This is a genomic window from Bacillus sp. EU52, assembly GCF_037964975.1.
Classification (GTDB): Bacteria; Bacillota; Bacilli; order Bacillales; family Bacillaceae; genus Bacillus; species Bacillus subtilis.
Window position 1 is genome coordinate 1,785,507 of record NZ_CP150177.1, and the last position, 16,489, is coordinate 1,801,995.

The 16,489-nt window shown below is 46.0% G+C and carries 1 protein-coding gene; it reads left to right on the forward strand.

Features of this window, described 5'->3' with window-relative positions; all coding sequences use genetic code 11:
* Positions 1-13: 13 nt before the first annotated feature.
* Positions 14-16,480: a non-ribosomal peptide synthetase gene (locus NSU05_RS09075; RefSeq protein WP_082201007.1), complete on the forward strand. Its 16,467-nt coding sequence runs from the start codon at positions 14-16 to the stop codon at positions 16,478-16,480.
* The last annotated feature ends 9 nt before the right edge of the window (positions 16,481-16,489 follow it).

A 16,489-nucleotide genomic window follows, 5' to 3' on the forward strand; every position in this document is an offset into this window, starting at 1 on the left:
ACATCTTAAAGGCATGAAGCAGCAGTTGAAAAGCCCGCTTTCAGAAGGGCAAAAAGGGCTGTGGATGCTTCAAAAAATGTCTCCTGGGATGAGTGCATATAACATTCCTTTATGCTTTCGCTTCAGCAAACCAATACATGCAGAGACGTTCAGGAAAGCCCTTCTGTTTGTACAGAGACAATATCCGGTCTTAGCCAGTGTGATTCAAGAAGAAAATGGCATTCCATTTCAATCGGTTCAGTTATCAAAGGATCTTTATTTTGTGGAAGAGGATATATCAGCAATGAAATCAGCAGATATTTTGCCTTTTCTAAAAGAAAAAGCAAAAGAACCTTTCCAGTTGGAAGCTGGTCCGTTATGGCGCACACACCTTTTTCATCGGTTAGAAGAATGCATTGTTCTTATAACAATTCACCATATCATATTTGATGGTGTGTCGATGCTGACATTGATATCGGCGCTATTCGAAGCGTATCAACAATTGCTGAATGGGATTGAACCCTTGCAGCAGCCATCAACAGCTGATTATTACGATTTTGTCGATTGGGAAAATCGAATGCTGACTGGCAGAGAAGGGGAAGAGCATCTCGCTTACTGGAAAGAACAGTTGTCTGGGAGTCTGCCAGTTCTTGATTTGCCTGCTGACCGTCCGCGGTCTTCAGCACGAAAATTTAAGGGGCAAGCTTATAAAAGCTTGCTCCCTCATCACCTGAGAAATCAAATTAAATCGTTTGCCCGCACCAATCATGTGAATGAATCGGTTGTGTTTCTCTCCATTTACAAAGTGCTGCTGCATCATTATACAAAACAAAAGGATATCATTGTTGGCGTTCCGACAATGGGTCGGCAAGAAGACAGATTTGAAACCCTAATCGGTTATTTTATCAATATGATGGCTGTTCGGAGCAAGAATATCGGATCTCAGCCATTAACAGCATTTATTCGGGAACTGCAGCTGACAGTGGCTGACGGCCTGGATCATGCGGCGTTTCCGTTCCCTGCATTGGTAAGAGAGCTGAATGTAGACCGCTCGGCCGCGGATTCTCCGGTTTTTCAAACAGCTTTTCTGTACCAAAACTTTTTTCAGGCAACAGGCTTGCAAAAAGTGCTTGAACCGTATCAAACGCTTGGCATCGAATATATTGAAGACATTCGGCAAGAGGGTGAATTTGAGCTGGCGCTCGAAATATATGAGCAAGAAAATGAAACAGTGCTTCATCTTCTGTACAACCCTGATTTGTACGAACTGTCCTCCATTGAAAGCATGATGGAGAACTATATGAAGCTCGCGCAGCACATGATGGAGGACCCGTCTTTGCCGCTTGAAGCCTACTCTTTGCAATTAAATCAAGAACAAACTAGTTTGCTGGAACAATGGAATGCGACAGGGACAAACATCGCAAATGACAAGTGTATACATGAGGTGTTTGAGGAAAAAGCGAAACAAACCCCCGATGCGGTTGCTGTGATGTTTGAAGACAGATCACTTACATATAAAGAAGTAGATGAAAAAAGCACATCTGTGGCAGTCTACCTTCAACATCAGGGTGTTAGACCTGAACAGCCCGTTGGCATTTGTGCAGAGCGTTCGTTTGATATGATCATCGGAATTTTAGGAATACTGAAAGCTGGCGGAGCGTATGTGCCGTTAGATCCAAGTTTTCCGCAAGAACGATTAGAGTACATGCTCAAAGACAGTCAGGCATCCATTGTCCTCACCCAACCTAACGTTCATGATAGGATCAGCGGATTAACTGGCAGTCATGTAAAAGCGATCAATATCGAGTTAGCTTGCCGAAACGGTTATACAGACCAGCAAAGCAGCGGTTTAAAGCGGGAAGTAAAACCGGAACACCTCGCTTATATTATTTATACATCGGGAAGCACCGGAGAGCCTAAAGGGGTTATGGTAGAGCATCGGAGCATTATGAATACCCTGAATTTTCTTGAATCTCACTATCCTGTAACGGCTGAGGATGCATATTTATTGAAGACGAACTATGTGTTTGATGTATCGATCTCAGAATTATTCGGATGGTTTATTGGAGACGGCCGTCTAGTGATTCTTCCGCCTAATGGGGAGAAATCACCGCAGCTTTGCATGGATTATATTGAAACATATAAAGTGACTCACATTAATTTTGTGCCGGCCATGCTGCATGTTTTTTTAGAAATGGCGAAAGACAACAAGCGATTCACAGAGGACGGTCCGCTGAAGTATATGATGGTTGCAGGTGAAGCCTTCCCTAAAGAATTAGTGAAAAAGGCGGTATCGCTCTTTACAAACTGCCGTGTTGAAAATATATACGGACCGACGGAAGCCTCCATTTACGCTGCGTATTTCGGATGCGGAAAAGGAGATATCGCAAGTCACCATACACCGATTGGAAAGCCTGTTTCCAACACGAAAATTTATATTGTGGACCAGCATTTGAAGCCTGTCCCGATCGGAAAGCCAGGTGAGCTTTGCATCGCTGGAGCCGGCTTAGCAAGAGGCTACTTTAAAAAGCCGGGGCTTACGGCTGAAAAATTTATTGATAATCCCTTTGAATCAGGGACGAAGCTATATAAATCGGGTGATTCAGCAAGGTGGCTTCCTGACGGCAACATAGAATACTTGGGACGGATTGACAGCCAAGTCAAAATACGCGGTTTTCGCGTCGAGCTGGGCGCAATAGAAACAAAGCTGGGTGAATTTCCGGGCATTTTAGATCAGGCGGTAGTGGTGAAGCAGCTTGAGGGCCATCAACAGCTCGCTGCTTATTATACAGAGGAAAGCGGACATGCCTCTGCCAATCCAAAAGATTTGCGCCTTCATCTAAAATCGAGTCTGCCCGAATATATGATACCTTCACACTTTATCCGCTTAGATGAGCTTCCATTATCGCCCAGCGGAAAAGTGAACCGTAAAGAATTAGAAAAACGCGAGATCGTGTTCAACAGAAGGAAACCAAATCACTTGCAATTAACGGAAATAGAGGATCAGGTGCTGCGTATTTGGGAGGAAACGCTCAAGGTCAGCGGATTTGGGCCGGAAGACGGATTTTTCGATGCGGGCGGCGATTCGCTTCTGGCTGTAGCTGTGGCTGAACGAATCAAAAAAGAATTCGATTGTGAGTTTCATGTTACTGAGCTGTTTGAGTTTTCCACGATCCGTGCAATCAGTGAATATATTTTGGAGATGAAAAACTCAGATCTAGCCGGGACACAAAATGAAGATCATTATGATATCAAAAAAGATAGAAAACACCTAGAACAGAAGATTCCCCCTTATTTTGATGACAGTGTTGCGATTGTAGGGATATCTTGCCAGTTCCCGGGTGCGAAAAATCATCATGACTTCTGGAACCACATCAAAGAAGGCAAAGAAAGCATACGATTCTTTTCTGAAGAAGAGCTTCGCGCAAATGGAGTTCCCGAAGAATTGATACAGCATCCTGACTATGTGCCTGTGCAATCTGTGATCGAAGGGAAAGACTTATTCGATCCCGGTTTCTTTCAAATCTCGCCAAAAGATGCTGAGTATATGGACCCTCAGCTCCGCCTCTTATTGCTGCACTCCTGGAAAGCGATTGAAGATGCAGGATATGTGGCTAAGGAGATTCCGGCAACAAGTGTATATATGTCTGCAAGCAGCAATTCATATAGAACGTTATTGCCGAAGGAGACAACAGAAGGACATGAATCACCGGATGGCTATGTCTCATGGGTTTTAGCCCAAAGCGGAACCATTCCCACAATGATCTCACATAAGCTCGGATTAAAAGGGCCAAGCTATTTTGTTCATTCTAACTGTTCTTCATCACTAGTCGGTTTATATCAAGCATACAAAAGCCTGACATCGGGCGAATCACAATATGCGCTTGTCGGAGGCGCAACATTGCACGCACAATCAGCGATCGGCTACGTGCACCAAAACGGGTTGAATTTTTCAAGCGACGGGCATGTGAAGGCGTTCGATGCTTCGGCGGACGGAATGGCCGGAGGTGAAGGCGTAGCAGTCATCCTGCTGAAAAAAGCTGTGGATGCCGTAAAAGACGGAGACCATATTTATGCCATTATGCGCGGAATAGGCATCAATAATGATGGGGCAGAGAAGGCAGGCTTCTATGCGCCTAGTGTAAAAGGCCAAACAGAAGTGATACAGCATGTATTGGATACAACCAAGATCCATCCTGAAACGGTCAGTTATATTGAAGCGCACGGGACGGGAACGAAATTAGGCGATCCTATTGAAATGTCTGCGCTAAATAAAGTGTACAAGCAATACACAGACAAAACACAATTTTGCGGAATTGGTTCAGTGAAAACGAATATTGGCCATTTGGATACAGCTGCGGGGTTAGCCGGATGTATTAAAGTTGCGATGAGTTTATACCATAATGAACTTGCACCGACCATCAACTGTACGGAGCCGAATCCGGATATAAAGTTTGAAAGCTCTCCTTTTTATGTTGTCCGTGAACGAAAATCGTTAGAGAAACACGCAGGTGTCCATCGGGCGGCTCTGAGCTCATTCGGCCTTGGCGGAACTAACGCCCATGCAATATTTGAGCAATATGAAAACATTTCTGATGCAGGTACCGAAAACGAAGGCAATCAGCCTTACATCATTCCTATATCAGCAAAAAATAGTGAACGGCTCCAAGTATACGCGAAGGAAATGCTGTCCTATATCAGTCAAGACGAGCAAAGGCATTTCTCTTTAAGAGATATTGCATATACCTTCCAAGTCGGCCGTGAAGCAATGGATAACAGGATCGTTTTTATAGTGAACGATCTGGAAGAGTGGAAACATCAGCTGGAAGCTTTTGTGACTGGAAAGCCGCTCGCAGAAGGCTGTATTCAAGGAGAAAAAACGAGAATGACATCCGCTGAACAGCTGCTTGGAAATGCTGAAGCAGATGATATGGCTTCATCGCGGATATCAAAAGAAGAATTGAGAAAGCTTGCCGAGATGTGGGCAAATGGCTTTCACGTTGAATGGCGCAGGCTCTATCCAAATATAAAGCCACGCCGCATCAGCTTGCCGACATACCCTTTTGCCGAAGAACGATACTGGCCTGAAAGCAGCACCGGCGCTATCACAACAATTGAACCATCTCGTTTGCATCCTTTGGTGCACCATAATACATCGGTTCTGTCAGAGCAGCGTTTCAGCTCCATTTTCACAGGACAAGAGTATTTTATTGCCGAGCATATCATTAAAGGCATGGCGATTTTGCCGGCGGCGGTCACGCTTGAAATGGCAAGAGCCGCTATAGAACAAGGAATTGGCGGATTGGAGGATCATGAAACTGGAATCAGGCTGAAAAATGTCGTGTGGGTTCGCCCGGTTGTAGCAGGAAGTGAGCCGGTTCAGGTAAATATCGGACTTTACGATGAAGATGGCGGACATATTGCTTATCGGATGTATGGTGATCCGGAATCCGCTGATGCAGAACCAGTTGTATATAACCAAGGTAAAGCGGAATTGATTCAGTTAAAGCGAGAAAAAGCACTGGATCTTTCTAAGATCAAGAAACAATGTGATCAAAGCAAAATGGATGCTGCCTCGTTTTATGAAGGGATGATCGGCGCCGATTACGGTCCAGGATACAAGAGTGTAGAGGCCGTATATAAAGGCGACGGCCAGCTGCTTGCCAAATTATCACTGCCAGAATCTGTTGCACATACGTTGGGCGATTATGTTCTTCATCCAAGTGTAATGGACGGGGCGTTACAGGCGGCTGAATATTTGCAAAATGTCGTCAGAGCGGAACTTTCAGACACTGAAGACTTTAAGGCAGCACTGCCATTTGCACTGGAGGAACTTGAGGTTTTTCGTCAGTGCGTTTCTGACATGTGGGTTTATGTTCAATTCAACTCGAAAAACAAACCAGGAGATTTGATACAGAAAGTCGATATTCACCTATGTGATGAGCATGGCATGATCTGTGTGCGGCTGAAAGGATTTTCGACGAGAGTGATGGAGGCAGATATACAAACCGAACCATCAAAAATCAACGCTGAAACTTTATTGCTTCAGCCCGTTTGGCAAGAACAAAAGGCTGCTAACAGCTTAGCTGCAAAAAAATATGCAGAGCATCTCGTATTCCTATGTGAATATGATCATGAGACGAGAAAACAAATTGAAGCAGCCATCGAGGATGTCCATGTATACAGCCTGGAAGCAAGGCCTTCTTCAGTAGATGGGCGTTTCCATTCTTATACAGAACAAGTGTTTAAAAAGGTACAAGAGATCATTCGTACGAAACCGAAAGACGGCATTCTCGTTCAGATCGTGACCTCTGCCGAGGGAGAACAGCAATTGTTTTCAGGGTTGACAGGACTGCTGAAAACAGCTTGTCAGGAAAATGCCAAACTAACCGGCCAAATGATTGAAGTCAGCAGTGAAGAAAGTGGAGAAAGCATTGCTGGCAAACTGTTAGAAAATCAAATGAGCAGCGATTCATATGTCAAATATCAAAACGGGACACGGTATATTGCTGATTGGCGTGAAATCAAACAGGCAAAAGGAGACGGCAGCAAACCGTGGAAAGACAATGGCGTTTATCTCATTACAGGAGGTGCCGGCGGACTAGGTCATATTTTTGCAAAGGAAATTGCGGAACAAACGAAAAATGCGACAGTCATTCTGGCGGGCCGCTCACCTCTTAGCGAAAGCAAAAGCAAAAAGCTGAAAGAGCTTCATAGCAAGGGGGCTGACATCACCTACCGGCAAACAGATGTTACCAATAAAATTGAAGTCTATCAGCTCATTGACGACATTCAAAAAAGATATGGCCGTCTGAACGGTATTCTTCATAGTGCCGGAATCATCAAGGACAGCTACCTGGTTAATAAACAGGCAAAAGATCTGCACGATGTACTGGCGCCTAAAGTAAAAGGGCTTGTTTATCTAGACGAAGCGAGTAAGGATTTGCCTTTAGACTTCTTTATTCTCTTTTCATCTCTTTCAGGAAGTTTAGGGAGCATTGGTCAGTCTGACTATGCGGCAGCCAATGTATTTATGGATATGTATGCAGGCTATCGAAATAGGCTTGCCGACCTCAGCCAGCGGCATGGGCAGACGCTTTCTGTAAACTGGCCTTTATGGAGAGATGGAGGCATGCAGGTCGATCAAGAAACTGAGAAAAGGCTTGTGCAACTTGCCGGTATTGTTCCTATGAGGGCGGAAAAAGGAATTCAGGCATTATATCAAGCACTTCATTCAGAGGCAAACCAAGTAATGGTGATCGAAGGCGATGTGCAGAAATTAAAACAAAACATGCTGGCCAAAAACGCCTCAGCACCTATGGAAAAGAAGGAAGCAGAACACATGACTGAACAAATAAATAGCATTGATGCAGACAGTTTGCTGGATAAAGTAAAGGCGATGTTAAAGCGAGAGATCGCCAAGCTGTTAAAGGTCAAGCTTGAAACGATTGATGATCATGCCGAGATGACGGTGTATGGTTTTGATTCTATCTCCATGACTGAATTCACCAACCATATCAATCGCGCCTATCAGTTAGAGCTGACGCCAACCGTATTTTTTGACCACCCGACGATTCATGCGTTTGGCAAGCATTTGTCAGAAGAATATCAATCGGTATTTGCGAAGACATTTGCTGTGCGCGCTGTATCGGCTCAGATTCAGCCTGCCGCGAAACAGGAACAAGCCGTGCGTGCCAAAGCTAAAAGACGCAGAAAGCAGCAAGTCATGCTGCCAAACGCCATACAGAGTGATGCTGGGCCTGAGCCAATTGCCATTGTGGGCATAAGCGGGATTTTCCCTATGGCGAAAGACGTTGAGGCGTACTGGAACATCTTAAAAGAGGGCAAAGACTGCATGACGGAAATCCCGAAAGATCGCTGGGATTGGCGTGAATATGAAGGTGATCCGGCGAAGGACGTCAATAAAACGAACGTGAAATGGGGCGGTTTTATTGACGGTATTGCAGATTTTGATCCATTATTCTTTGGCATTTCCCCGCGTGAAGCTGAACAAATGGAACCTCAGCAGCGCTTACTGCTGACTTACGCCTGGAAAGCGATCGAAGATGCAGGATATTCGGCGAAAAGGTTGTCAGGCACAAAAACCGGCGTCTTCATCGGAACGGGAAATACAGGATACAGCTCTCTTCTATCTAAAGCGAACTCGGCAATAGAAGGATCAGCGGCAGCCAATACGAGCCCATCGGTCGGTCCGAACCGTGTCAGTTATTTCCTTAATCTGCACGGGCCGAGCGAACCGATTGATACAGCGTGCTCTAGTTCACTAGTGGCGATCCACCATGCCATCTCTTCAATTGAGGAAGGCACTTGTGACATGGCATTAGCCGGCGGTGTAAATACGATTATCCTTCCTGAGGTGTATATCAGCTTTGATAAGGCGGGAGCACTGAGCAAAGAAGGAAAATGCAAGACGTTTTCAAATCAAGCCGATGGTTTTGCACATGGGGAAGGTGCCGGCATACTGTTCCTGAAAAAATTAAAAGCGGCTGAAGAAGCGGGAGACCACATTTACGGAGTCATAAAAGGCAGTGCAATCAATCACGGCGGCCGTGCAGCCTCTTTAACGACTCCCAATCCGAAGGCGCAGGCAGATGTTATTCAGTCGGCATATCAAAAAGCGGGAATCGACCCGAAAACCGTGACCTACATTGAAGCCCACGGAACCGGAACGGAGCTTGGAGACCCGGTTGAAATTAACGGTTTGAAATCAGCTTTTAAAGCATTGGGTGTAAATGAAGGAGACACATCAGCCAATCCTTACTGCGGATTAGGGTCTGTAAAGACAAACATCGGCCACTTATCGCTGGCAGCCGGTGCAGCAGGAGTTATTAAAATATTATTGCAGCTTAAGCATAAAACCTTAGTGAAAAGTCTGCATTGCGAAACCGTGAATCCATACATTCAGCTGAAAAACAGTCCGTTCTATATCGTACGGGAAACGGAAGAATGGAAAGCGCTGAAAAATGAACGGGGAGAAGAGCTTCCTCGACGGGCAGGTGTCAGTTCATTTGGAATCGGCGGAGTAAACGCCCACGTGATTATCGAGGAATATATTCCGGAAGCATCCGATGAGAATATACCATCCATCGCGCCGGAACATCCGGGTATCTTCGTTTTATCGGCTAAAAATGAAGCGAGGCTAAAAGAACATGCACAGCAGCTGGCAGATGCGCTTGATAAGCAAACATATAGTGACGTAAATCTCGCCCGAATCGCTTATACACTGCAAGCCGGACGGGATGCGATGGAAGAACGTCTCGGGATTATTTCCGGTTCCATTGAGGATTTACAGAAAAAGTTAAAAGACTTTGCAGCGGAGAAAAGCGGTGTGGAGGATGTATTTAAAGGCAGGATTGATAAAGGCACACTCCAAATGCTGACAGAGGACGAAGAGATTCAAGAAGCCGTCGAGAAATGGATGGAACGGGGAAAGTATGCAAAATTGCTTGAATTATGGGTAAAGGGGCTTGATGTAGACTGGAGGAAATTGTATGGCGAGAATCTGCCAAAGCGCATCAGCTTGCCGACGTATCCTTTCGCAAAAGACCGTTATTGGATTTCTGATCATATTGAAAAAAGCAGCAGCATTGATGCAAATCAAGCAGCCTCCCGCCTTGGCGGAGCCGTGCTGCATCCATTAATGCATCAAAACACATCGAATCTCTCGGAACAAAGGTTTAGCTCTATTTATACGGGAGAAGAGTTTTTCCTCGCTGATCATGTTGTGAAAGGCCAACGGATTTTGCCGGGAGTGGCTCATCTTGAATTGGCGCGGGCAGCTGTTGAGCAGGCCGCAGAGGTACAAGGTGTACCACGCATCATGAAGCTAAAGAATGCGGTGTGGGTGCGGCCTATTGTTGTAGAGGATCAGCCGCAGCAAGTACACATTAGGCTTTTACCGGGAGAAAATGGTGAGATATCTTATGAAATCTATGGTCATTCAGACGTTACTGGCGAACAGTCAATCGTCTACAGTCAAGGCAGCGCGGTATTGAATCCTGCTGAAAATCTGCCGGCGGTTGATTTGCAATCTCTGCGGGAGAAGTGTCAGGAAAGCCATTTCAGCGTAAACGAAGTATACGACACCTATCGAATGATTGGATTTGAATATGGTCCTGCTTATCGCGGAGTGAAAAAAATCTATACAGCTGAACAATTTGTTTTGGCAAAATTGTCATTGCATCCGTCAGCTGCAGATACGCTCAGCCAATACAAAATGCACCCTGGGCTGATGGATTCTGCTTTGCAGGCGTCAAGCATTTTGACAGGCGCCGGGGATAACCAGCTGACACTGCCTTTTGCGGTCCAGGAGCTTGAAGTCTTCGGAGCATGTTCGTCAGAAATGTGGGTATACGCAAGATACAGCCAAGGCAGCAAGGCAACTGATAAGGTGCAAAAGCGCGATATTGATATTTTAGATGAGAGCGGCAATGTTTGCGTACGGATGAAAGGATTATCTTTCAGAGCAGCAGAAGGCGGCTCTGGATCGGCGGAATCTGATCAAACGCTGGCAACCCTGATGTTTGAAGAAAAATGGGTGCCTAAGGATTTTAAAAAAGATAGTCCTGAGCCTCATTACGAACGGCACATTGTCATGCTTTGCGACATGAATGGCCTCTCAAAAGATCGCATTGAATCAAGAATGACAGGAGCGGAATGCATCGTTTTGGAGTCATTCCGCGAAGGACTTGCAGAGAGGTTCCAAGATTATGCCGAACAAGCGCTTGAGACGGTCCAGGGTCTTCTCAAAAGCAGACCTCAGGGCAATGTTCTGATCCAGCTACTTACCTCTGCACAAAGAAAGCAGTACTCATTCTCAGGGCTATCGGCGCTCCTTAAAACCGCCGGCCTGGAGAATAAAAAACTAATCGGCCAGACGATTGAAATCGATTCACATGAAAATATTGAAAGTGTAATAGAAAAACTGAAAGAGAATAAAAGGCACACAGAAGATCAGCACATCAAATATGAAAAAGGCAAACGGTACATCAATGATCTGGATGAAATGCAAATAGATGATCGGGAAATAAGCATGCCGTGGAGAGATAAAGGTGTTTACCTCATCACGGGTGGCGCAGGAGGACTTGGGTTTATTTTTGCAAAAGAAATTGCTCGTCAAGCCGAACAGCCTGTGCTCATTCTGACAGGCAGATCCGAGTTGAATGCGGATCAGCAGGCGGAGCTTAACGAACTTCAGCAATTAGGGGCTCGCGCAGAATACAGGCAGGTTGACGTGACACAAACGGAAGCAGCCTCCGAGCTTATCACAAGCATTACGTCTGATTACGAAGACTTGAATGGTGTCATTCACAGCGCTGGGCTGATTAAAGATAACTATCTTATGAGCAAAACCAATGAAGAGCTGACACAAGTTCTCGCTCCTAAGGTGAAAGGGCTTGTGAATGTGGATGAGGCAACCGAGCATCTTGCGTTAGATTTCTTTATCCTCTTTTCTTCAATATCAAGTGTTGCCGGCAGCGCGGGACAGGCCGATTATGCAATGGCTAATGCATTTATGGACAGTTATGCTGCTTATCGAAATGCGCTTGTAACCGCCATGTACAGGCACGGACAAACGTTGTCAATCAATTGGCCGCTCTGGAAAGAAGGCGGCATGCGCGCGAATAAAGAAATTGAAAACATGACGTTGAAAAACACAGGTGTGACTCCAATGCGGACCGAGACCGGCATTCAAGCGCTGTATAAAGGTTTGGCATTTGGCAAAGATCAAGTCATCGTCATGGAAGGATTCAAAGACATGATGAGGGAAAAGCTGACTCAAAAGCCGTCTTCTGATGATGTACCAATGAAAACAGTGCAAGTACCGGTGACATCTGAAGCAAGAATGGATCAAGGGAATATGTTCGATCACATTCAAGAAGTTTTAAAGCAAACAATCTCTCAATTGCTCAAAATCAAACCTGAAGAGATTGACCCGGACATGGAGTTTAATCAATATGGATTTGATTCGATTACGTTAACTGAATTCGCAAATACACTGAATGAGAAGTACAAGCTGGATCTTACGCCTACGATCTTCTTTGAGCACGCAACTGTTTATGCATTTGCAGGGTATCTGTCAGAAGAATATCCAAATGCTTTTACAGCTCAAACGCCTGCCAAAGCTGGGGTGCTGATGCAGCCTGTCGAACAGAATATAAAAAATATGACGTTTTCGACTGAAAACCGCTTTGTAAAACCTTCGGTAACACCAATGCAAAAGGAAGCTGATCACAAGCCTGAGCCTATTGCGATTGTTGGGATGAGCGGCGTTTTCCCAAAGGCAAAAGACGTTGAGGAATATTGGAAGAACCTGTCATCGGGCGCAGATTGTATTACAGAGGTTCCAAAAGACCGCTGGGATTGGCAGGAGTATTACGGAGACCCTCTGAAAGAAGCGAATAAAACAAACGTCAAATGGGGCGGTTTTATTGATGAAGTAGCTGACTTTGATCCATTGTTCTTCGGTATATCTCCGCTGGAGGCTGAGCAGATGGAGCCTCAGCAGCGCCTGTTAATGACCTATGCGTGGAAGGCGGTAGAAGAAGCGGGACACTCAGCGAGAAGCCTGGCAGGAACCAAAACGGGCATCTTCATCGGGACAGGAAACACAGGGTACAGTTCACTTCTGTCAAATGTAGACATCGAAGGCTCAGCGGCTGCGAATATGAGTCCTTCTGCAGGACCGAATAGAGTCAGTTATTTCCTGAACATTCATGGACCGAGTGAACCGATCGACACTGCGTGCTCAAGCTCTTTGGTCGCCATTCATCATGCGGTTTGCGCCATTGAAAATGGAAACTGTGAAATGGCGATTGCGGGAGGGGTCAACACGGTCGTAACTCCGCAAGGCCATATCGCCTATGATAAAGCCGGGGCGCTGAGCAAAGAAGGAAGATGCAAAACATTTTCTGACAAAGCCGATGGATTCGCAGTCAGTGAAGGTGCCGGCATTCTCTTTCTGAAAAAGCTGACAGCGGCTGAACGAGACGGTGATCATATTTACGGTGTCATTAAAGGAAGTGCGGTAAACCACGGTGGCCGCGCAAATTCTCTAACGACTCCTAATCCGAAAGCTCAGGCGGATGTCGTAAAAACAGCATATGAAAAAGCGGGAATTGATCCAAGAACCGTAACTTATATTGAAGCGCATGGGACTGGAACCGAGCTGGGCGATCCAGTAGAAATCAACGGCTTAAAAGCGGCATTTAAAGAGCTGTATGAAAAAACGGGGGACCCGGCTGTTCATGGCAGCCATTGCGGACTTGGGTCAGCGAAAACAAACATCGGTCACTTATCACTGGCGGCCGGTGTGGCGGGTGTCATTAAAGTGTTATTGCAGCTTAAGCATAAAACGCTTGTCAAAAGTCTGTACAGTGAAACTGTTAATCCATATATCAAACTGGATGACAGCCCGTTTTATATTGTGCAGGAATCGAGAGAGTGGCAGGCGCTTCGGGATGAAGCTGGCCGAGAGCTGCCGCGCCGCGCAGGCATCAGTTCGTTCGGGATAGGCGGCGTCAATGCCCACGTGGTCATTGAGGAATATATTCCGAAAGAAACAACCCATCCTGCAACAGCACCAGCTGTGACAGCACAGCACCCGGGCATCTTTATTTTGTCGGCAAAGGATGAAGATCGTCTGAAAGACCAAGCCCGGCAATTAGCAGACTTTATCAGCAAGCGATCTATCACTGCTCGTGACCTCACTGATATTGCTTATACACTCCAAGAGGGGCGTGATGCTATGGAGGAGAGATTAGGGATTATCGCTGTCTCGACTGGGGACTTGCTGGAAAAACTGAACCTCTTTATAGAAGGGGGCACCAATGCGAAGTACATGTACAGAGGCAGAGCAGAAAAAGGTATCGCACAAACATTGAGATCAGATGACGAAGTACAGAAAACGCTCAACAATAGCTGGGAGCCTCACATATATGAAAGACTTCTTGATTTATGGGTAAAAGGCATGGAAATAGGCTGGAGCAAACTGTATGACGGCAAACAGCCGAAACGCATCAGCCTCCCTACCTATCCATTTGCGAAAGAACGCTACTGGATAACGGATACGAAAGAGGAGGCAGCCGCCCATCAAACAGCTTTAAAAACAGTCGAATCAGCAGCTTTGCATCCATTGATACATGTCAACACATCTGATTTGTCAGAGCAGCGTTTCAGCTCGGCCTTTACAGGTGCTGAGTTCTTTTTCGCCGATCATAAGGTGAAGGGAAAACCGGTTATGCCGGGCGTGGCATATCTTGAGATGGTTCATGCTGCCGTTATAAGAGCAGTGAGAAGAACCGAAGATCAACAATCTGTTATTCACATCAAAAATGTTGTGTGGGTGCAGCCGATTGTGGCGGACGGCCAGCCTGTTCAAGTGGATATCAGTCTAAATCCCCAGCAGGACGGCGAGATTGCTTTTAACGTCTATACAGAGGCTGCACACAATGATCGAAAGATACATTGTCAAGGCAGTGCTTCAATCCGCGGGGCAGGAGACATTCCGGTCCAGGATATCAGCGTGCTTCAAGACCAATGCAGTTTAAGCACACTCTCACACGACCAATGTTATGAACTGTTTAAGGCGATCGGCATTGACTACGGACCTGGTTTTCAAGGGATAGATCGGCTTTACATCGGCCGCAATCAAGCCTTGGCAGAGCTTTCTCTGCCTGCTGGTGTAACTCACACACTGAATGAATTCGTTCTTCATCCAAGTATGGCCGATTCTGCTTTACAAGCGTCGATCGGGCTAAAGCTGAATTCCGGTGACGAGCAGCTTTCTCTGCCTTTTGCGCTGCAAGAGCTAGAAATATTCAGCCCGTGTACAAATAAAATGTGGGTGTCTGTGACATCTCGTCCTAATGAGGACAAAATACAGAGACTGGATATTGATTTGTGTGATGAACAAGGCCGAGTGTGTGTAAGAATCAAGGGGATTACCTCAAGGCTGCTGGAAGAAGGCATACAACCGCCAGACGGGCCGACATCACTAGGAAACTCCAAAGCAACTCTTAACGGAGCGCTTCTTATGGCGCCGATATGGGATCGAGTGCAGCTGGAGAAGAGGATCATTTCGCCTGCTGATGAGCGTGTTGTCATCCTCGGAGGGGATGACATCAGCAGAAAAGCTGTTCAAAGGGAGTTTCCGTTTGCCAAGGAGCTGTACATTGAGCCGAACGCATCAATTCATAGAATTACAGGCCAGCTTGAAGCACTTGGATCGTTTGACCACATCGTGTGGATGTCTCCTTCTCGTGTGACAGAGTGCGAAGTCGGCGATGAAATGATTGAAGCCCAAGATCAAGGCGTCATTCAAATGTATAGGCTCATTAAGGCAATGCTTTCTTTAGGCTATGGACAGAAGGAGATAAGCTGGACGGTCGTGACGGTGAACACACAATATGTTGATCAGCATGATATTGTCGACCCGGTCGATGCCGGGGTGCACGGCCTGATTGGTTCAATGACAAAAGAATATCCAAATTGGCAGACAAAGCTGATCGATGTTAAAAAATACGAAGACCTGCCGTTATCTCAACTCCTTTCCTTGCCTGCCGATCAAGAAGGGAATACGTGGGCCTATCGAAACAAGATTTGGCATAAGCTTCGTCTAATTCCAGTACACAACAATCAACCGGTGCACACGAAGTATAAGCACGGAGGTGTTTATGTTGTCATAGGCGGAGCTGGCGGTATTGGTGAGGCGTGGAGTGAATATATGATCAGAACATATCAGGCGCAGATCGTTTGGATTGGCAGAAGGAAAAAGGATGCAGCCATTCAAAGCAAGCTGGACAGACTTGCACGTCTAGGGCCAGCCCCGTATTACATTCAAGCAGATGCGGCTAACCGAGAGGAATTTGAACGCGCGTATGAAACAATGAAACAAACGCATCGTGAAATCAACGGCATCATCCATTCTGCGATTGTCTTACAAGATCGAAGCCTGATGAATATGAGTGAGGAATGTTTCAGAAACGTTCTTGCTGCAAAGGTTGATGTAAGCGTGCGAATGGCCCAAGTTTTCCGGCATGAACCACTGGATTTTGTTTTGTTTTTCTCTTCCGTACAATCGTTTGCAAGAGCTTCCGGACAAAGCAATTACGCTGCGGGCTGCAGTTTTAAGGATGCTTTTGCACAGCGGCTTTCTCAAGTATGGCCTTGTACAGTAGCCGTGATGAATTGGAGTTATTGGGGAAGCATTGGTGTTGTTTCATCACCGGATTACCAGAAGAGAATGGCTCAGGCAGGCATAGGCTCAATTGAATCCCCTGAAGCAATGGAAGCTTTGGAATTGCTGCTCGGGGGACCGCTGAAGCAGCTAGTAATGATGAAAATGGCAAACGAAACGAATGATGAAACGGAACAGGCAGACGAAACGATTGAAGTGTACCCGGAAACTCACGGCTCCGCCATTCAAAAGCTGCGAAGCTATCACCCGGGTGACAGCACAAAGATTCAACAACTGTTATAGGAGGGGAAG